General features: G+C 71.7%; 17 protein-coding genes. 4 read left to right on the top strand and 13 right to left on the bottom strand.

The annotated features are described in order from the left end of the window. The first annotated feature begins 91 nt into the window (after positions 1–91). Positions 92–922, top strand: coding sequence for a glutaminyl-peptide cyclotransferase (locus tag ORI60_RS00925; protein ID WP_266032801.1), 831 nt, complete (start codon positions 92–94; stop codon positions 920–922). 65 nt (positions 923–987) lie between these two features. On the opposite strand, the gene ORI60_RS00920 is transcribed toward ORI60_RS00925, so the two are convergent. Beyond that, complete coding sequence (locus ORI60_RS00920) at positions 988–1,932, bottom strand: acyltransferase domain-containing protein (protein ID WP_266032798.1); 945 nt, start codon at positions 1,930–1,932, stop codon at positions 988–990. Positions 1,933–2,220: 288 nt separating this feature from the next. Here ORI60_RS00920 and ORI60_RS00915 point away from each other — a divergent pair, with 288 nt between their 5' ends. Both ORI60_RS00915 and ORI60_RS00910 read left to right on the top strand, forming a co-directional pair. Continuing rightward, a complete protein-coding gene (locus tag ORI60_RS00915) occupies positions 2,221–3,762 on the top strand; it encodes a non-reducing end alpha-L-arabinofuranosidase family hydrolase (protein WP_266032795.1) in 1,542 nt (513 codons plus the stop codon). 224 nt (positions 3,763–3,986) lie between these two features. After that, complete coding sequence (locus ORI60_RS00910; RefSeq protein WP_323055865.1) at positions 3,987–4,640, top strand: glycoside hydrolase family 11 protein; 654 nt, start codon at positions 3,987–3,989, stop codon at positions 4,638–4,640. Positions 4,641–4,877: 237 nt separating this feature from the next. On the opposite strand, the gene ORI60_RS00905 is transcribed toward ORI60_RS00910, so the two are convergent. The 3 genes from ORI60_RS00905 to ORI60_RS00895 form a co-directional block, all read right to left on the bottom strand. Further along, positions 4,878–5,171, bottom strand: a complete 294-nt coding sequence (locus ORI60_RS00905; RefSeq protein WP_266032792.1) for an STAS domain-containing protein — start codon at positions 5,169–5,171, stop codon at positions 4,878–4,880. Continuing rightward, complete coding sequence (locus ORI60_RS00900) at positions 5,101–9,318, bottom strand: SpoIIE family protein phosphatase (protein ID WP_266032789.1); 4,218 nt, start codon at positions 9,316–9,318, stop codon at positions 5,101–5,103. Before ORI60_RS00900 ends, ORI60_RS00905 begins: the two co-directional genes overlap by 71 nt. 131 nt (positions 9,319–9,449) lie before the next feature. Then, positions 9,450–10,241: a YhjD/YihY/BrkB family envelope integrity protein gene (locus ORI60_RS00895; RefSeq protein ID WP_266032786.1), complete on the bottom strand. Its 792-nt coding sequence runs from the start codon at positions 10,239–10,241 to the stop codon at positions 9,450–9,452. 73 nt (positions 10,242–10,314) lie between these two features. Here ORI60_RS00895 and ORI60_RS00890 point away from each other — a divergent pair, with 73 nt between their 5' ends. Further along, the gene (locus ORI60_RS00890) at positions 10,315–11,037 is read left to right on the top strand and encodes a CDP-alcohol phosphatidyltransferase family protein (protein WP_266032784.1); all 723 of its coding nucleotides are present in this window, start codon (positions 10,315–10,317) and stop codon (positions 11,035–11,037) included. Here ORI60_RS00890 and ORI60_RS00885 read toward each other — a convergent pair. The 9 genes from ORI60_RS00885 to ORI60_RS00845 form a co-directional block, all read right to left on the bottom strand. Then, positions 10,999–12,471, bottom strand: a complete 1,473-nt coding sequence (locus tag ORI60_RS00885; protein WP_266032782.1) for a phytoene desaturase family protein — start codon at positions 12,469–12,471, stop codon at positions 10,999–11,001. The genes ORI60_RS00890 and ORI60_RS00885 overlap by 39 nt on opposite strands. A 1-nt stretch (position 12,472) precedes the next feature. Continuing rightward, positions 12,473–13,504 carry a glycosyltransferase gene (locus ORI60_RS00880; RefSeq protein WP_416234350.1) on the bottom strand — a complete coding sequence of 344 codons (1,032 nt, stop codon included), beginning with the start codon at positions 13,502–13,504 and terminating at the stop codon, positions 12,473–12,475. Between the two features lie 83 nt (positions 13,505–13,587). Beyond that, on the bottom strand, positions 13,588–14,424 hold the full coding sequence (locus ORI60_RS00875; protein WP_266032775.1) for a carotenoid biosynthesis protein: 837 nt from the start codon (positions 14,422–14,424) through the stop codon (positions 13,588–13,590). Beyond that, a complete protein-coding gene (locus tag ORI60_RS00870; RefSeq protein WP_266032772.1) occupies positions 14,421–15,938 on the bottom strand; it encodes an FAD-dependent oxidoreductase in 1,518 nt (505 codons plus the stop codon). Before ORI60_RS00870 ends, ORI60_RS00875 begins: the two co-directional genes overlap by 4 nt. Before the next feature lie 119 nt (positions 15,939–16,057). Further along, positions 16,058–16,267, bottom strand: a complete 210-nt coding sequence (locus tag ORI60_RS00865; RefSeq protein ID WP_266032770.1) for a DUF2795 domain-containing protein — start codon at positions 16,265–16,267, stop codon at positions 16,058–16,060. 72 nt (positions 16,268–16,339) lie between these two features. Then, a complete protein-coding gene (locus ORI60_RS00860) occupies positions 16,340–17,023 on the bottom strand; it encodes an anti-sigma factor (protein WP_266032768.1) in 684 nt (227 codons plus the stop codon). After that, positions 17,010–17,573, bottom strand: coding sequence for an RNA polymerase sigma factor (locus ORI60_RS00855; protein WP_266032767.1), 564 nt, complete (start codon positions 17,571–17,573; stop codon positions 17,010–17,012). The genes ORI60_RS00860 and ORI60_RS00855 overlap by 14 nt, the downstream gene beginning before the upstream one ends. 122 nt (positions 17,574–17,695) lie before the next feature. Further along, a complete protein-coding gene (locus ORI60_RS00850; protein WP_266032765.1) occupies positions 17,696–18,238 on the bottom strand; it encodes a hypothetical protein in 543 nt (180 codons plus the stop codon). Between the two features lie 120 nt (positions 18,239–18,358). Then, positions 18,359–20,041 carry a glycosyltransferase family 4 protein gene (locus ORI60_RS00845; protein ID WP_266032762.1) on the bottom strand — a complete coding sequence of 561 codons (1,683 nt, stop codon included), beginning with the start codon at positions 20,039–20,041 and terminating at the stop codon, positions 18,359–18,361. Positions 20,042–20,108 lie beyond the last annotated feature (67 nt).

Genomic DNA, 20,108 nt, shown 5'->3' with positions numbered 1-20,108 from the left:
TGCGGCCTCACCCCGGGCGGATGAACACCCCGGGCGGGCTCACCTTCGGGGGTGGAAGCGCGCCAGACCGGAAGGCGTGACGATCCGTGGGGTGAAACCGTTGCGCGTCAACAGATTTCTCCATCCGCTGTCGGCAGCACTGCTGACCCTCGCCGCCTGTTCGGCTCCCGACCGGACCGCTCAGGACAGCCCGGCACCGGCCACGACGGCCAGTCCCGCGCCGGCTGCCCTGCGCGCCCCGTCGCGGCACTTCCGCGCCCAGGTGCTCGCGCGCGTCCCCACCGACCGGGCCGACGCACGCGGTCTGGAACTGGTAGGTGACCTCCTCGTGGAGAACACGGGCCCGATGATCCGCGTGGTCGCACCCGCCACCGGTGAGATCCGGGTCCAGCGGCCCGTGTCGCCGGGCAGCGGGACCGCGCTGACACCGGCCGGGCTGTGGCACACCGGGACCGAGGCCGCCGTGGTGCTCGATCCGCGGTCGCTGGCGGAACGGCGCCGCACCGCGATCATCGGCGAGAGCTGGGGACTGTGCTACGACGGCACGCACCTCGTGCAGTCCGACGGCACGGCCAGGCTGCTGCTGCGCGACCGCGACACCGGCGCGCTGGTCCGCGAGCTGCGGCTCGGCGCCCGTGAATGGTCCACCGCACGACTCGGCGAGCTCCACTGCGTCTCCGTCGACAGCCACCCGCAGGTGTGGGCGGCCGTCACGGGCACGGACTGGATGATCCGCGTGGACCTCGCCTCCGGTGCCGTCACCGCGGACGCCGACCTCACCGCCGTCACCGTCGCCGAACTGCCGACGGGCCGCGACCAGGTGATCGGGGGCATCGCGGCGGTGCCGGACACGGCCGGGGAGCTGTGGCTCACCGGCAGGCACTACCACCACCGCTACCGGGTCGGGCTGAAGGCGCGGTAAATACTCTCTATAACTTCAGTGTTGACCAAAATCGAGCATTCACCGGGGTAGGCACAGCGAAACCGCTAGATCGGGAACCGGCCTCGACGCCAGTGCCAGTGGCGGCCTGCCCGCAGGTGGTCGACGACCGCGCGCTGGAGCACCGTGTCGCGCGGCAGCCGGTCGAGCGGGGTGGACAGCGTGCGGAACACGAACCGCCGCACCTCCACGTCGGCGTCCAGCCCTTCCTGCTCCTCGTGGGGTTCCAGCTCGAACATCTCCTGGAACCGGATGATGTTGGAGTCCCCCGGCAGGTACTCCCGCAGCTGCGGGTCGAGCAGCCACGAGCCGCAGGAGAACGCCGTGTAGTGCTCGCCGGGGAAGTGGCGCGGGAAGAAGGCGCGGGCTTCGTCGAGTGACGCCGCGACCGCCTGCGGAGTCAGCGGACCCGAGTCGGGGATGTGCAGCGAGAGTGCGCCGTCGCCGCGGTGGTGTTGCAGCCGGCCGAGTTCGTACACGGCTCCGCGGGTGTGCAGCGTCAGCCAGCTCTGCATGACCGGCCAGCCCTCGCGGTTCATCCGCCTGTCGATCGCGAGGTTGCGGCCCAGGTCGGCGAGGGTCGTCCACGTCACGGCGTCGGGAATGCCGCGCTCGCGGTGGTGGTGCGTGACGACGTCGACCAGGGCCAGGTACGCGTAGACGTAGAGGTGCCGCCAGGCGGGGCCGCGGTCGCGCGGCAGCGCCGGGCCGGGTGGCAGCCACTGGTGGCCACCGAGATCGGCCCGGACCAGGGCGATCGAGCGGTCCAGCAGCCAGCGCAGCTCCGGCGTCCACAGTGGAGAGCCGGCGTCGGGCCAGCCCGCCACGACCTCGGCCGCGTCGTCCGGGCGCACGGCGAGGCGGTCGAGGATCGCGGGCGCGTGCGCCTTGGCGGGCAGCGGGGCGGACGGCCGGTCGCCGGCGAGCCGGTGCACGCGGCCGACCTCCTCGGCGGTGACGCCGAGCCGGGCGGCGGTGTCCTCGAGATCCACACCGGCGACCCTACCGGGCCGCGCCCGCGGCGGTACGGCTCGAATGCGCTCAAAGAATTCGACTTTTTTAGCACGGAACAATGCGCCGGACCTGCTGTGCGCGTCTCCAGTCGAACGCATTCGACAGTTCTTGACCGCGCGGAGATCATCCCTCAGAGTTGGTGGAGGCGGCCGTATCCGCCGCACAGACATCTCTGTGACGCAATTGCCGTTCGCCCTGAAAAGGGCGCGACGGACCGCTCGGCGCAAGCGGTCCGCCGACCATTGCATCTCGCGATCCTCACCTCGATGAAGAGGAGCACGTTCATGGCCGGATCTGGCCACCACCCGCCCGCCTCCGCCCCCCGCGCCCGCAGACGACGCGCGGCCGGCATCACCGCCGCCGTGGCCGTCCTGATCGGCGGTCTGGTGGCGGCCTTCAGCGCGGCACCCGTGTCGGCGGCGACCGTCGACACCACCGCCTGGTACGTCCTGGTCAACCGCAACAGCGGCAAGGCCCTGGACGTCTACAACCTCGCCACGAACGACGGCGCGCGGATCACCCAGTGGACGCGCAACGACGGCAACCAGCAGCAGTGGCAGTTCGTCGACTCCGGCGGCGGCTACTACCGGCTGAAGTCGCGGTTGTCGGGCAAGGTCCTCGACGTCCACAACTTCTCCACCGCCGACGGCGGCGCCATCGTGCAGTGGGCCGACTCCAACGGCACGAACCAGCAGTTCCGCCTCGCCGACTCCGACGGTGGCCACGTGCGGCTGGTCAACCGCAACAGCAACAAGGCCGTCGAGGTCCAGGGCGGCTCCACCGCCGACGGCGGCAACGTGGTCCAGTACAGCGACTGGGGCGGTGCCAACCAGCAGTGGCAGCTCGTCCGCGTCGGCGGCGGGACCAACCCCACCACCACGACGAGCAACCCGCCCGGCGGGTGCTCGCTCCCGTCGACCTACCGCTGGTCCTCCACGGGCCCGCTGGCGCAGCCGAAGCAGGGCTGGGTGTCGCTCAAGGACTTCACCCACGTCCTCTACAACGGCAAGCACCTGGTCTACGCGACGACGCACGACACGGGCACGACGTGGGGCTCGATGAACTTCGGGACCTTCACGAACTGGTCCGACATGGGCTCGGCCAGCCAGAACGGGATGAGCACCGGCGCCGTCGCCTCCACGCTGTTCTACTTCGCGCCGAAGAACATCTGGGTGCTCGCCTACCAGTGGGGGCCGACCGCGTTCAGCTACCGGACGTCGAACGACCCGACCAACGCGAACGGCTGGTCGTCGCCGCAGACGCTGTTCACCGGGAGCATCCCCGGCTCCGACACGGGCCCGATCGACCAGACGCTCATCGCCGACGACACGCACATGTACCTGTTCTTCGCCGGTGACAACGGCAAGATCTACCGCGCCAGCATGCCCATCGGGAACTTCCCCGGCAGCTTCGGCTCGTCCTGGACCCAGATCATGAGCGACACGAAGGCGAACCTGTTCGAGGGTGTCGAGGTCTACAAGGTCCAGGGCCGCAACCAGTACCTCATGATCGTCGAGGCGATGGGGTCCGGCGGGCGCTACTTCCGCTCGTTCACGTCCAGCAGCCTGAGCGGCTCGTGGACGCCGCAGGCCGCCACCGAGAGCAACCCGTTCGCCGGCAAGGCCAACAGCGGTGCCACCTGGACCAACGACATCAGCCACGGCGACCTGATCCGCACCAACCCCGACCAGACCAAGACCATCGACCCCTGCAACCTGCAGCTGCTCTACCAAGGGCGCGATCCGAACTCCGGCGGCGACTACGGCCGGCTGCCGTACCGGCCGGGTCTGCTGACGCTGCAACGCTGATCGCGCGCACTCCGGTGCGCGAATTGAAATGATCACAAAGGGCTTCACCGACGACCGCCGAGAAGTTTCGAAAAATTATCGAAACTTCTCGGCGGTCTTATGGAGCCCGTGTGGCGCTGCTAGTGTCGATAAAGTTTCGACCGCTGCCGTGCCAACCTCAATGCTGAGGAGTACCGCATATGGCTGAAGCCCATTTTCGACCGTCGAGCCGCAAACGCGGCCGAATGGCATTGCTCGTCAGCGGCGCCTGCACCGCGCTCGTCATGGCGATGACGCCGGTCGTGGCCAGTGCCGATGTGGGCATCGCCGCCACGTGTTCGAGCCAGACGGGCAACAACGGCGGTTACTACTACTCGTTCTGGACCGACGGTGGCGGCAGGGTCTGCATGGAGTTCGGATCCGGCGGCAACTACAGCACGTCGTGGAGCAACGTCGGCAACTTCGTCGGCGGCAAGGGCTGGAGCAACGGCTCACGCCGGACCGTGAACTACTCCGGCAGCTTCAACCCGTCCGGCAACGCGTACCTGACCCTGTACGGGTGGACCTCGAACCCGCTCGTCGAGTACTACGTCGTCGACAACTGGGGCAACTACCGGCCCACCGGCACGTACAAGGGCACGGTGACCACCGACGGTGGCACGTACGACATCTACCAGACGATGCGCTACAACGCGCCCTCCGTGGAAGGCAACAACAAGACCTTCCCGCAGTTCTGGAGCGTCCGGCAGCAGAGGCGGACGGGCGGGTCGATCACCACCGGCAACCACTTCGACGCGTGGAACCGCGCCAACATGCGGCTCGGCAACTTCAGCTACTACATGATCCTCGCGACCGAGGGCTACCAGAGCAGTGGCAACTCCAACATCACGGTGAGGTGAGCCCTGCCGGCTGACGCGCTCCTCTTCCACCGGACAGGCCGCGACGCGGCGTTGCCGGGTGGGGGAGGAGCGCACGGCGTTGTGGTGCGCCAGTCGCCGCTCTCCCAGTCGAAGTCGGGACAACGGCTCTGCCCGTCGAAGGGGTGAGGGTGTGGGGCGAGGCGCATCTGCGGCGCACGCGGGGAAAGATCTCCCCGGCGGTCCTGATGCGCTGTGCGGACAGGATCGCCTGAGCTGTCACCCCTCCGCTTCCCGGACGGTGGTCATCGAGGTGAGTCCGGACATCTCGAGGATCGGCGAGAGCAGCGAGGTCGCGATCAGCTCGGTCCGCTCGGCGTGCGTGAACAGCACGCTCATCCCGGCGCTGTCGATGTAGTGCACCTCGGTGAGGTCGACGACCAGCGGTCCGGTGGTGCCCGCGAACGCGGCCGCGAACGTCTCGGCGTTGCTCAGGTCGATCTCACCCGCCGCCCTGATGACGGACCTGCCCTGAGGGTCGACGGTCTTGGTCAGCTTCAGCGGCGTCGTCATCGAGAATCCTCACGTGCATCGTCACGGTGGTGCCGGATGGATCGGGGCGGATGGTGACTTCGTCCATCATCGTCTGCATGATCGCGGTGCCCCGGCCGCGGGTCGTCGCGGGGTCGGTGGCCGGGGGCTTCCAGGTGCCGGTGTCGGCCACGGTCGCGAGCAACCCGGCGCCACCCGCCGTCTCGACCCGGACCCGGACGGCCTCGCGCGGGGCGTCCCGGTAGGCGTGCTCGATCGAGTTGATGCACGCCTCCCCGACTGCCAGCAGAACGCTCTGGGCGCGTTTCGCGGACAGTCCGCACTCCCGCAGCCAGGTGCGCAACGCGTGCCGGGCTTCCCCGAGCCGGCCGGGCTCCGCGGGGAAGGTCATGTCGAGCGGTGCCGGGTGCCGGTACAGGAGCAGGGCCACGTCGTCGTCGTAGCCACCTTCCGGAGCGAGAGCCGTCATGACCTGACCGGCCAGGTCTTCCAGCCCGCTCTCACGACCCTGCTGGACCGCGTGCGCGGCCTTGTCGATGCCCTCGGTCAGCGAGCTGCGGCGGCGTTCGACGAGCCCGTCGGTGTAGGTGAGCAGCGTGGAGCGGGGAGGCAGGTGGCACTCGGCCTCCGTGCGCCGCACGCCCAGCTTGACCGCGAGCGGGATGGACCGTCCGCCTTCGAGCAGCTGGGTGGTGCCGTCGGGGAGCGCCAGGATCGCGGGCGGGTGTCCGGCGCTCGAGTAGACGAGGTGGCCGGTGGCGGGGTCGAGGACTCCGCAGAACACCGTGGTGCACAAGGCGCCGGGGACGCCGTCGGCGAAGTGGTCGAGCGCCATGAGGGCGCGGGCGGGCCCGGTCTCCTGCAGCAGCAACGCACGGCAGGCGCTGCGCAGCTGACCCATCACCGCCGCGGCGCTGAGCCCGCGGCCGACGCAGTCCCCGACGACGATGCCGATGCGCTTGTCGGGCAACGGGAACGTGTCGTACCAGTCGCCGCCGACCTCCAGCGGACGGGCCGCCGGTTCGTAGCGCACGGCGAAGCCACCGGGCAGGTGCGACGGGCCCAGGATGGCGCGTTGCAGCGCCAGCGCCGTCTCCCGCTGCTGGTCGATCTGACGCGCCCGGGACAGGCCCTGAGTGAGATGACCGGCCAGCAACGACAGCAGCAGCTCGTCCTGCTCGGTGAAGTGGCTGTGCGAGTGGAGGTGCAGCCACAGCACCATCGGTCCGTCGGGGTGCTCGACGGTGACGGCGGTGCTGCCGTCCTCCAGGGCGACGGGGGTCAGCGCGCTGTGGTCCTTCAGCGCGGCGAGCGTCGAGCGCCGGTGCGCCGGAAGGTCCTCCCAGGCGAGGCGCTCGGTGACGGTGCTGACCCACGGCGTCTCGTGGCGGCCGAAGACGACGGCCAGCACCTGCTCGGCCCGCCACAGCGTCTCCAGGTGCTCCAGCGCGCCGGACAGCGCCTCGGAGGCGCTGGTGGCCCGGGACAACCGCACGCTGAGCTCCGCGAGCGCGGCCTCACGCCTGCGGGCGTGGTGATCGGCGGTGACGTCGCGGAACGTGCCGACCGTCACCGTCCGGCCGCTGTCCGGGTCGCGGGCGGGGTTCATGAGGGCGCTGACCCACAGCCTCCTGCCGTCGCGGTGGGTGACCGGGACGGTGCGGCTGTGCTGGTCGCGCCCGGACCGGGCCGCGAACGCGTCGGCGAACTCGCGGTGCGCCTCGGCATCGGTGCGCTCGTCCGGCCACCACGGGTGCGGCACGGCATAGGGCAGGTCTTCCGGCCCGTACCCGAGGATGTCGGTGAACGCGGCGTTGACCTCGACGACGGTGCCGTCGTCGTCGCAGACGAAGAACGCCTCCTGCAGTGAGTCGATCAGCGCGTCGCGCCAGCGGGCGTGCCGGCCGCGCAGCCGGGAGAGGTCGACGTTCGCCCGCACCCGCGCGAGGAGGTCCGCGGCGGCGAACGGTTTGACGAGGTAGTCGTCCGCACCGGCCCGCAGTCCCTCACCGGACGCCTCCTGCCCGGCACGGGCCGACAGCAGCAGCACCGGCACGGCCATCGTGCGCGGGTCGGCGCGCAGCGCGGCGACCAGGGAGAGACCGTCCATGCGCGGCATCATCACGTCGCTGACCACGAGGTCCGGCGGTTGGGCGCGGGCGGTCTCCAGCGCCGCCAGGCCGTCGTTCACGGCGCGGACCTCGTAGCCCGCCCTGAGCAGCAGCCGGGTGAGGTACTCCCGCATGTCCGAGTTGTCGTCGGCGACGAGCACGGTGGCGGGCGCCTGCGGTGCGGTGCCGGCGGCCGCAGTGGGCAGCAGGTCCTCGGCGGCGGGGCCGGGATCCGGCAGCCAGCGCAGCGCCTCCTGCACGTAGGGGGCGGCGATGTCCGACACCGTCGGCGGCCCGGCCTGCCGCGACAGCGCCTCGGCGGGCAGGTGGTCCGTGCCGAACGGCAGCTCGACGGTGAAGCGGGTGCCCTCTCCCTCGGCGCTGTCGGCCCGGATGGTGCCGCCGTGCAGGTGGACGAGCTCCTGCACGAGCGCGAGCCCGATCCCGCTGCCCTCCCGTGACCGGGACCAGCTGTTCTCGATGCGGTGGAAGCGTTCGAACAACCTGGGGATCTCGTGCCGCGGCACACCGACCCCGGTGTCGCTGACGGTCACGACGGCCTTGCCCGCGCCGCCGCGCACGGTGATGCCGACCGAGCCCTCGACGGTGAACTTGAGAGCGTTGCTCAGCAGGTTCAGCACGACCTTCTCCCACAGGCCGAGGTCGACGTGCACCGGTTCGGGCAGGGGAGAGCAGTCGATCTCGAAGCTCAGTCCCGCCCTCTCCACGGCCGACCGGAAGACGCCGGCCAGCTCCGCGGTGATCGTCGCGAGCTCGACGGGCTGGAAGTGGGCCTGCATGCGGCCCGCTTCCAGCCGGGAGAAGTCCAGCAGGGTGTTGACCAGCTTGCCGAGCCGCAGTCCGTTGCGGTGGATGACCTCCAGCTCGTGACCCGCCTGCGGGTCCGCCTGGGCCAGCCGGTCCCGCAGGTCCTGCACCGGGCCCATGATGAGGGTGAGCGGGGTGCGGAACTCGTGGCTGATGTTGGAGAAGAACGCGGTCTTGGCGCGGTCGAGCTCGGTGAGCTCCTCGGCACGTCGTTGCTGGGCCTGGAAGTCGTGGGCTCCCGCGACGCCCGAGGCGATGTGGCCCGCGACCAGGTCGACGAACCCGCGGTAGCCGTCGTCGAGCGGGCGGTGCCTGTTCAGGCCGGCGACCAGGAACCCGTGCGGTGCGCCGCCCGGCCGCTGCAGCGGCACCACCAGGGCCTGGGCGGGAGGTCTGTTCCAGTCGCCGCGGGGCAGATCGGCGAACCGTTCCCCGTCGAGCTCGACCACGACGGAGTCGCCGTCCATCACCGCCGCCACCGGCCACACCGGTGCCTCGTCCTCGTGAGCGATGGCCTCCGGGGCGACAGGATGCCCCGGCGCGATCCCCGTCGCCCCCGCCAGCCGGGCCCGGCCGTGGTCGACGAGGTAGATCAGGGTGAACGGCAGGTCCCGGCGGTTGCGTTCGAGCTGCGTGCAGTCGAACGCCAGCACCTCCCGCTCCTCACGCGCGACGGTGGGGTCCGAGCCGAGATCGCGCAGCGTCGCCATCCGCCGCTCGCCGATGACGCGCTCGGTCTCCTCGCTGACCACGCACAACATCCCTGCCACCGCACCACGTTCGTCGCGCAGGGGGCTGTAGGAGAACGTGTGGTAGGTCTCCTCCGAGTACCCCGAGCGCTCCAGGAACAACAGCAGGGCCTCGTCCCAGGTCGCCCGTCCGCTGCTGAGCACGTTGTCCACCCTGGGCTCGACGTCCTCCCAGATCTCGGCCCACACCTCCGCGGCCGGTCGGCCCAGCGCCCACGGGTACTTCCGTCCCAGCGTGTTGTGCCGATAAGCGTTGTTGCAGAAGAAGGTCAGCTCCGGTCCCCACGCCAGCCACATCGAGAACCTGGACGACAACAGGACGCTGACGGCGGTCTGCAGGCTCTGCGGCCAGCCCTCCGGCGGGCCGAGCGGAGTGGCGGCCCAGTCCACCGCGGCGAGGTCGCGCCCGATCTCGGGGTCCTCGGCGAACACGTCGGTGAGCACGGAACGGTCGTGTCCGATGTCGTCAGATCGCCCCACCGACCGTTCCCTCCGCCCATCGCGACATGCTTGTCAGTCCAGGGTGCAGACACCCGGCGCGGGCTGCACAACGAGCGGCGGCGAGTGTGCGCCGCGCCACCGTCGCGCAAGTCCGGGAGATCCACCCGGCGTCACCCCCTGCGGAGCACGTCGTGCGTGCTGAGCGTGGCGCGGTAACCGAACAACAGCAGGGCGTGCAGCAGGAACAGCCACAGCCCGAGAGCCGCCACCGCGCCGGGGATCGCGAGGCCACCGTAGGGAATCGCCCAGTCCACGGGGATCAGCAGGAACACCACGAACCCGTGCAGGAAGCCCGTGAGCACCGCTCCCACGGCGACCCCGGCGGCGAGGACCGTCCGCACCGGTAGCGCGACCGGTCCGACGAAGGCGAACACCAGGCCGACGGTCACGCAGATCGGGACCATGTCGAGGTGGAACGACAGCACGACTCCGAGCACGGTGGACCAGCCCCCGGCCTCGTAGAGCGGTCCGACCTCCGAGGCGAACGCCAGCGGTAGCGCGACCAGCAGGGGTGCGAGCAGGAGCACCGGCAGGAACGCGATCCGCCCGGCCCAGCCCGTCCACTTGGTCGGCCGTTCGCCGGCGGCCTGCACGAGGCTGCGGCGGAGTCCTTCGCCGTAGAGCGACGCGGGGAACAGCGCGGCGGCGAGCAACGGCCACGAGGTGGTAGTCGCCGCCTCGGCCAGCTGGACCAGCGCGGCGGTGGGGTCGTGGGCCCGCGGCAGCGACCCCCCGACCGCGCGTGCCCCGTCGATCACCAGTTCCGGGCCGAAGAACAACGCCACGCCCCGCAGCGCGATCAGGAGCAACGGCACCAGGCCGAGTGCGGAGAAGAACGTCAGCCCGGCGGCCCACAGCAGGAGGTCCCGGCCGCGCAGCGCGCTCGACGTAGCCGCTGCCACGGCGCGGAGTACATGCATGATCGGGGAGGTACCCGAACCTGCGTGAAGTCATCCACCCGCCTACCGTGGTGGCGTGACCGGTGACGACGCGAGCGCAGTCGACGGGTGGTCCCGGCTGCACGGCGAGGACGTGTCCGCCAGCAGGCTCGTCGTCGGCTGGCTGCGGTTCGTGCACGCGCTGGCCCGCCCTCTGGACCGCGTTCCGCCCGACCTGTTGTCGCTGGCCGGTGTGGTGGCCGCGGGAGGCGCGGTCGCCGTCGCCGGTGCGGGCGGACGGTGGCCCCTGCTGGCGCTGGTGCTGGTCGTCGCGACCGGGGTGCTCGACGGCCTGGACGGCGCGGTCGCCCTGCGCACCGGCCGGGCGCGGCCGCTGGGCGCCGTGGTGGACGCGGTGGCCGACCGGCTGGCGGACCTGTCGCTGGTGCTGGTCCTGCTGGTGCTCGGGGCCGAGGCGTGGTGGTGCGCCGCCATCGGGGTGACCGTGCTGCTGCACGAGTACGCGCGGGCGAAGGCGCAGGCCGTCGGGATGGCCTCGGCGGGCGCGATCACGGTGGCCGAGCGTCCGATCAGGATCATCGTGGTCGCGATCGCCTGCGCGGGAACGGGTCTGGCGCCCGGCGGCACCCCGGTCACCGGGTGGAGCTGGGCCGTCGTGTCGGCTCTGGTGTGGGCGGCGTGCGCCGTGGTCGGGTTCGGGCAGCTCGTCGCCGGAGTCCGGCGGGAGCTCTCGGGCCGGCCCTGGACGGGGCCGTTCGCGTCAGGCCGGGCCGATCATGCGGGCGACGATGCCCGCTGACATCGCCACGAGCGGCAGCCCGCCGCCGGGGTGCGCCGAACCGCCGACGAGGAACAGCCCGGGAACGGGAGCGCGGTTGGCCGGCCGGAGCAGCGCTGCCCGCGGTCCGTTGGACGACGAGCCGTAGATCGACCCGCCGACGGCTCCCGTGTCGCGCGCCCAGTCGGCCGGTGTGCGGATCACGCGCCAGCGCACCCGGTGCCGGACGTCCAGCCCGCGCTCGGCCATCACCCCCAGGACCCGGTCGGCGTAGGAGTCGGCGAGACCGGGCGCCGTCCAGTCGACGTCCCCGTGCCGCGGCGCGTTGACCAGCACGAACCACGCCTCGTCTCCTTCGGGTGCGACGGCGGGGTCGTCCGGTGCGCACACGTAGACCGTCGGGTCCGGTACGGGTCGGGGGTGGCGGCCGAAGATGGAGTCGAACTCGGCGTCGTAGTCGGCGGGGAACAGCACGCGGTGGTGCACGGGGTCCGGGGTCTTCCCCTGCAGCGCGAGCAGCAGCACGAACCCCGACAGCGACGGCTGGGTCTTGCGCAGCATCCGGTGTGGACGGTGCGAGCGCCGGTCGGCGAGCAGGTCGCCGTAGAGGTGTTCGGCGTCCACATCGGACACGACGACGTCGGCGGGCTGCCGCTCGCCGTCCCGCAGGCGCACGCCGGTCACCCCGCCGCTGCCGGACTCCACGGCGGTGACCGTCGTGGAGAAGCGGAAGCGCACGCCGAGGTCGTCGCAGCGGCCGTACAGGGCGTCACCGAGCCCGCGCAGCCCGCCGCGCACGTACCAGCCGCCGAACCGCTGCTCGATGAACGGGATCACCGTCATCAACGCGGGCGTGCGGCGCGGGTCCGAGCCGCTGTAGGTGGCGTAGCGGTCGAGGAGCATGCGCAGCCGCGGATCGGTCAGCCGCCGCTGACCCACCCCGCGCAGCGTGCGCCACGGCGCGATCGCCATCAGGTCGCGGACGCTCGCCGACCGGCGCAGCAGATCTCGCACGCCGTTCAGGGGGTTCTGCAGCACCGGTTCGCCGACGAGGTCCCACAGCCGTTCCGCGTCGGTGAGCAGCGCCCGCCACTGCCGTGCCGCCTCGGACCCGAACGCGTCGCTCAGCGCGGCCTCCACGTCCTGCTCGGCGTGCGGCATGTCGAGCTCGGAGCCGTCCGGGAAGCGGTAGCGGCAGGTCGGCTCCACCGGCACGATCTCCACGAGGTCGTCGAGCGGTGCGCCCGTCGCCGCGAAGAGGTCGCGGTAGACGTGGGGGAGCGTCAGCAACGACGGCCCGGTGTCGAACGTGAACCCGTCGCGTCGCAGCGTGCCGAGCTTGCCGCCGTGACCGGCGGCCTGCTCGTACACGGTCACCTCGTGGCCGGACCCGGCCAGCCGCGCGGCCGCGGCCAGTCCTCCCATGCCCGCGCCGATCACCGCTACCCGTGCCACGTCAGCTGCTCCCCCGCAACGATCGGCCCTTCCAGTGCAACCGTCCTGCCCGCCGGGCTCGCCACGACCGCGCGACGAGACTCACCAGCACCACCACCGACACGGGGTGCGCGAGCGCGTCGGGCCACACCCGTCCACCGGTGTGCCGTGCCGTCACAACCCTGGTGAGCACCCCCGCCGCGTAACCGGCGGCGCCGGCGCGCGACCCCGCGAGCGCGGCGATCGGCGGTAGTACGTACAGCCACGCGAGCACGACCGACAGCGCCGCCGCGGCCACCGGGCTGCCGGTGGCGGACCACAGCGACTTCTCGTACCCGTCCCGGACCCCGGCCCAGTCCTCGTACATCCGGCAGACCGCCACGGTGCTGCCGTCGACGACCACGCCGCGGCCGCCAGTGCGCTTGACCGCCCGCATCAGCGCGATGTCGTCGAGCACCGCCGTGGCGATCCCCGCGAAACCTCCGCTGCGCTGGTAGGCGGCGGCGTCCACCACGAGGAACTGCCCGTTCGCCGCGGACAACGACGGCCTGGGGGAGCGTTCGGCCAGTCGCAACGGCAGGAACACCAGCCACGACCACTGCAGCAGTGGCTGGACGAGACGGGCCCCGATGCCGTCGGCGAGCTGACGCGGGAACGGCGACACCACGTCGAGGTCGTTCTCGCGCAACAGCGCGACAGCCGCGGCGATCGCATGGGGCGCGAGCACGACGTCCGCGTCGACGAAGACCAGCACGTGGCCCTCTGCCAGCTCGGCCAGCTGGGCGCAGGCGTGGGGCTTGCCGGGCAGCCCGGCCGGTGGCGCGTCACCGGTGACGACACGCAGCCGCGGGTCGTCGTCCGCGACCCGGCGCACCTCGTCGGCGGTGCCGTCGGCCGAGCCGTCGTCGAGCACGATGATCTCCAGCTCGGGCACACCGCGCTGAGCCCGCAGCGACCTGATGGTCGGCGCTATCCGGTGCGCCTCGTCCCGCGCGGGCACCAGCACCGACACCTTCTCCTGGCACAGGGGCGGATCGGCGTCCGGGACCCGCATCAGCCGCGCGTTCACCAGGGCGTGCGCGGCGGCCACCAGAGAGCCGACGGCGGCAGAGCGCACCGCGGCGCCGAGGAATCTCCTCACCGATGTGCCCGCCACAACGTGAACGCGAACGGCACGGCCGCCACTCCCATGAGCACACCGGCGACCAGGGACACCGCGGGCCGGTCGAAGAACGCCGCGTGCGCCCACACCGAGGAACCGTAGGTCCACAGGTACAGCACCGGGGCCGGTCCCGCCCTCAGGTCGAGCTCCCTGGCGACGCGCGGCCGGCCGACGCTCCGGTGCAGCGCGGTGATCATCAGCGCCGCGACCAGAAGCCAGCCGGCGTAGTTGGTCAGGGGGACACCGTCCACACCGGGCAGTGCCGGGCTGGGATCGGCCCACTCCCAGTGCCCGGCGTCGATCATCTGCGGATCGAGGAACACGTCCCACGACGCGAGAGCCCACGCGCCGGCCACGACGACCAGCCACACCGGGCGGTCCACCCGCAGCCAGGCCGCGAGCGCCCGGCCGACGAGCAACGCCGGCCAGCTCATCATCACCCACGCCAGGGCCACGACCACGGGCACTCCGGCGAACTCCACGCCGAGGGTGCCCGTGTAGCGGTAGTCCCCGAACGGAAAGCCCGTGTGCACACCGATGGTCTCGGCCAGCAGACCGCCGCCTCCGGCGATCAGCACCAGCAGGGCCGCCGCGCGCGGCCCGAAGCGGGCGAAGGCGTCGCACACCGACGCCACCGCGAACGCGATCACCGACGCCACGGTCGTGAAGAGCCTGGCCTCCGGCTCGGTCATGGAGTAGACGATCTGCGCCAGCACGACGAGCGCACCGCAGATCCACGCCACAGCCCGCACCGCACCGAGCGACCTGCGCACCGCGACACCCGTGGCACCGCGGTCCACGCCGACGTTCACGCGGACCTCCGCCGGCGAGCGGCCGCGCGGAGCAGCGGGACGCGGCCCTCGACCGGGACGGTCCAGAGATCGGTCCCGCTCACACCCCATCGGCCGAGCAGCTGGTTGGCGGCGGCGAAACCGGTCGTCGCCGCGCGTTCCATCAGCGCCACCGGCAGGTCGATGCGCACGAGATCTCCCGCCAGCACGAGGAAGTCGTCCGGCGTGCTCACCCGCGGCCTGTCCTCGTAGCCACCCGCGGGGAACAACGGGCAGTCGGAGCGCCACTCGTGCCGTTCGTCGACCACGGTGGCGCCCTTGGTCTCCGGGTAGACCTCGGTCAGCTGCTCCCAGAGCCGCAGCCTCGCCTCGCCCTCGTCCACATCGGACGGAACGGCGTAGCCGTGCAGCTCCACCACCGAGCCACCTGTGCGCGCCGCCCACGCCCTCGCCTCGTGTTCGTAGGCGTCGAGCACGCTCACGTTGTCGAGCAGGTCGTACCCGCTGGTGCCGATGAAACCCGGCCGGTCTACGGGCCGGTCCAGCCAGTACCGCGAGACCAGGAACGGCGGGGCGGTCCGCAGACCCGTCACCCGAGCACGCCAGTCGGCGTCTCCCAGATCCGGGGACGCCTGCACGATCCCGCGCAGGCCCTTCACGTCGGCGGCGAGCACCACGGCGTCGGCGTCGACCACGCCGTCCCCGGTGGTGACGGTGAAACGCCTTGCCCCGCCCCGTTCCACCGATTCCACGTCGACGCCCGTGCACACGTCGGCGCCCAGATCGACGAGGCGCTGACCGAGCGGGTCCCACAGGCCGTGCGGGAACGGGTCGGCCGCGACGTCGAAGAGCAGTCCCTCGTTCGAACCGAGGAAGTAGATGTGGAACATCACGGCGAGCTCGGCGGCTGACATGTCCCGCGGATGCGCGAAGAAGCTGCGGGAGAACACTTCGAACGCGAGCGCGTGCGCGGCTTCCGGGAATCGCACTCGTCGCAGGTACTCGGCGGCGTCGATGCCGTCGAGCTCGTCGTAGACGCCCGGCACGGACACGTCCAGCAGCTTCAGGGCCGCCTCGGGGTTCATGTCCGGCAGGTCGCGCCAGCGGAACGTCGGGCTGCGCCGCAGGAACGCCAGCACGTTCCACGGCGCCGTCGTGGGCATGCCAGCGAAGGAGTCGCGGTCACCCCGCGCGTGCCACAGCGGGTAGTCGGCCATCGGCGTCAGCGCGCGGCCGTCCGGATCGACGCGCCTGAGCAACGCGCGCAAGTTGTAGTACTGCCGGAAGAACGCGTGGAACCCGCGGGTCATCGTGACGTCGCTGCCGTCCGCCAGCCGCGTGCGCCAGCCGCCGACCCGCCCGCCCAGGTAGGGCTCACGTTCGTACAGCACGACGCGCGCGCCGCGCTCAGCGAGCAAAGTGGACGCGGCGAGACCCGCGATGCCACCGCCCACCACCGCGACGACCGGCGCGTCGCCGGTGAGACGAGGGCGTCCCGCGGGTGCGGGGATCCGCACCGCCTTGCGATCCTTCATCAGGTTCCCATTCCGGCTTTCGGCCGTCGGACGTGTGGAGGCCAGGGGAAGTTCTTCACCGCAGCGACGAGCGGCACCGGATCGCTCCGGTGCCGCGGACGACGGAAGTGGCCGGAAGCTCAGGCTTCGCGGTCCTGGTCGACGGCGATCACGCCGAGCACCTCGTCGAACGACTCGTACAGGCCGTCCGGGACGGAGTGCAGCGCGTGCACGGTGTCCTCGTCGGCGTTGTTGCGTGACGCGTGGTCGACCAGCTGCCCCTTGTCCGCGGGGTAGGCCACGTCAGCCAGCGCGGTGCGCAGCCGGTCGACTGTCGTCGTGTCGCTCATCGTTCTCCTCCAACTCGGCTCCTGACGTCTCCGGTTACCCGCGCTTGCGCACCGCTAACGCGCGGGCGGTGCTCAGCCCAGCCGTCCCTGCAGCATGCTGGTTCCGTGCTCCTGCTGGCCCCACCGCTGTGCGGACACGTCCACCACGCGGTAGGTGTTCAAGTCGACCGTCTCCGGCAACGGCATGTCGGCCTGGCCGTTCGTGAGCACGCCCAGCGGGATCATCGTGGCGGCGCCGTCGAAGAGCCACACCTGGTACAGCCCGTCCGGTGCGGGCATGCCGTCGACGGAGACGCGCAGCACGGTGCGGTCCGCGGTGCGAACGACCCGTGCGCTGCCGCGAGCGGAGTCGGGTGCCGACGCGAGCCTGGCCAGGTCACCCTGTGCCAGCACCTGCTCGGAGGCCGCCGGAGCGGTCGTGATCCGGTCGACCGCGACCGCACCCGCCGCGCCGATGACGGCCGCGGCGGCCGCGACGGCGAGGAACGCACGCCATCGACGGGGCCGGCGCCGCAACGGGACGACGGACGAGGTGTCCTGCCCGGTCTCGGCGGCGATGCGGGTCCAGAGGTCCTCGGAGGGCATGGGCAGGTCTCGTTCCGCGCGGGTCTCGCGGCCGACGGTGGCGACCTCGCGGAGCGCCGCCAGTTCGGAGCGACAGGTCGCGCAGACGCGCAGATGGTCCTCAACGGACACGTCCGGCACCGGTTCGCCGAGGGCCAGCAACGTGAGCAGGTCGGGGTCAGCGTGCGCCACCGTCCACCTCCCAACGCTGCCTGAGCCTGGTCATCCCTCGCCGCAGGTGGCTCTTCACCGTGCCCAGGGGAAGTCCCGTGGTCGCGGCGATCTGTTCGTGCGTGAGGTCATCGTAGAAGGCCAGCAGCAGCACCTGCCGTTGCTGAGGCGGTAGCTCGCCGATGGCCTCCAGCACCACCATCCGGTCGACGATCCGTTCGGGCCGCACGGGTTCGTCGGACGGTGAGCCGCCGCCGGTGTCGTGCAGCACCCGGACGACCTGCTCGTCGCGGGTGTGCGCGCGCAGCAGGTCGATCGCCCGGCGGCGGGCGATGGTGAGCAGCCAGACGAGCAGGCTGCCCTTGGCGGGGTCGAAGCTCTCCCTGCTGCGCCAAGCCGTCACGAACGTCGTCTGCACCACGTCCTCGGCGTCCGCGCGCGACGGCAGGCTGGACGAGGCCACCCGCAGCACGGCGGCGGCGTAGCGCTCGTAGACCGCGCGAAGCGCGCCTTCGTCACCGGCGACGAAGGACTTGGTCGTCTCGTCGACGGTGTCGCTGGCGCCGGTCATCACGGTGACCACCGCGGGCAAAATCGCACCACCTGACCGAATCTAGGGGCCGCGGACGAGGTTCGCCCAACGGCCGGGGCAGGCCCGCCCGCAACGCCGCGGGCGGGCCCGGACAGGGGGCCTCAGCGCAGAACCGGGTTGCCGTACCCGATGACGAGTCCCGCGGAGAACGCCGTCACGCCGAACGTGCTGTTCAGCACGGACGCGGCACCGGGCGTGAGCGCGAGCGTGACGCCCTGCGGCGTCGCGGCGCCGATCGTGAACAGGTCGGCGCGCTGCCGGAAGTTCACCAGGCCGGACAGCACGCCGCGGTTGAGGTCGATCGTGTAGTTGGTCAGGTACAGCCGGGTGTGTCCCGCCTGCAGCACGAGCCCGCCGACGTGCTCGATCGTGCCGTCGGACGGGTCGCCGACGATGGCGAAGCTGATCGCCGATCCCGTCTTGCCCGCGAAGACGGGCTTCACCTTGACGCCGAGCGAGGTCAGCGCCGCCGCCGCGGCGGGGTCGAGCGTCAGGTCGGTGCGCCCCTTGAAGAAGTTGCCCCACGCCTTGCCGTTCGAGGTCGCTGCGGAGACCGGGGCGGCGCTGGCGGGTGCGGCCACCGCCGCACCACCGGCGAGGGCGATGCCGAAGGCGACTGCGGCAGCGATCATGCGGTTGCGCATCGAAAGCACTCCTCATTCGTCGTGCGGAACAGTTCACGAGAGGTACGACCGGCACCGCCTCCGCGGATGCACCTGCGGGAGAATTTCTCGGTGCCGCCGAGCAGTGGTGTCGAGAGAGCTTCAGGACCGGCGTGTGCCTGACAGCCGGCGGTAGAGCGCCGCGAACGGGTCCGCGACGGCGTCGATGTGGAACCGCTCGCGCACGGTCCGCTGTCCGGCCGCCGCGACCGGTGCGGTCCCCGCGCCGAGGCCGACGGCCTGGGCCAGCCCCTCGCCCAGTGATCGTGCGGTCGAGGTGTCGACCAGGAACCCGTTGTGCCCGTGGTCGATGTAGCAACGCAGGCCACCGCGCCGCGGGCCGACCGCGAGCAGTCCGGCCTCCATCGCCTCCAGCACCGCGATGCCGAACTCCTCCTTGGCACTGGCGCAGGCGTAGACGTGCGGGGCGCCGGAGGACGGTGGGGTGGCCGCCAGTTCGTGTTGCAGCCGTCTGATGTCGTGGTTCGACCAGGCGGACAGGACCGCGAGCCGGCCGCGTGCCGAGGGCTCGGAACGGGACAGTTCCAGCACTTCGTCGAGCACCGCCTGCTCGTCCGGCGTTCTGGCGGTGGAGGAGCCACCGATGATCACCAGCGCGGTCGAGCGGTGCAGCCCCGCCTCCAGCCAGGCGCGCACCAGCAATGGCTGCTGCTTCATGGGGTGCAGCCGCCCCACGTTGAGCAGGACGGGAAGGCCCGCGGCGGAGGCGTCGAGGCGGGGGAGTGCCGCCGGGGCGAACAGCTCCCGCGCCAGAGGCCGTCCGGTGGGGGCCGGTGGCGGGGCGATGCCTTCTTCGAGCGCGCACAACGCCGCCGGGTCGAGCTGGGGGAAGTGCGCCAGCACCTCGTCCTGCCGGCCGCCGATGGTGATCACCTGGTCCGCGCGCTCGACCAGGTGGTCGGCCACGCGCACGCGGTGCAGGTCGAACCGCATGGCCGCGAGGTCCGCGGTGCCCTCCGGATGGCGCTCGGCCAGGTGCCGGTGCGGGTCCGGGGTGACGGTGAACACGAGCTCGGCGCCGAGCAGCCGGGCGGCATCGGCCACCGCGAGGGACCCGTCGTCGGAGTACCGGACGTGCACGACGTCCGGTGACAGACCGCACTGCCGCAGGAGTCTGGTGAGCCACCACGTGATTCCCGCCCGATGACGCGCCATGTCCGGCTGGGCGGGCGCGACCGGGGAGTCGACGGGTACGTGCACCGTCCAGTGGTCGAGCTCGGCGTCCTTCCGCACGGTCACGGTGGTCGGCTCGGGTGCGAGCACCACGGTGACCACCCTGCCGATGTCCTGGCGCCGCACCAGCGCGTCGGCCAGGGAGGCGAGGAACACGGTGAGCCCGCCGCTCGCGCCCTCCCCCGGCCGGGCCGTTCCGCCGATGAGCATCGACTGCGCGACCGTCGGCCCGCTCGCGGGCGCGGCCACCGGCAGCGAGATGTCGTCGTGCAGAACGTCGAGCATTAGTTTCTCATAGGGGGAGCGGGGATCGGCGTCGACGGGCTCGCCGAGTGAGTCGAGGTAGCGCCACAGCACCGGACCCGTGGCGATCGCGCGTGCCTCGCCGGGGCTCAGCGGTGTGAGCCGGTGCAGTGTGGACGCGTCGAGCAGCCACTCGGTGACCTCGGCGTCCTCTGTGGACGTGATCGCCCGGCGGAGCTCGGCGGTCGTCGCGTCGGCGCCGTGCGCCCGCACGGTCGCGGGGATCTGTTCGCAGACAAGGGAGAAGGTGGCCGGACGCCGATCGCGCAGAAGGGCCTCGACCAGCACGTGAGGGCTCGGAACCGCGGTCTCGGCCCGTCGGGATTCCAGTGCTCGCTGTACCTCGTGATGTGTC

This window comes from Lentzea sp. NEAU-D7 (assembly GCF_026242055.1).
Classification (GTDB): Bacteria; Actinomycetota; Actinomycetes; order Mycobacteriales; family Pseudonocardiaceae; genus Lentzea.
This window is presented reverse-complemented; position numbering and strand designations above follow the sequence as displayed.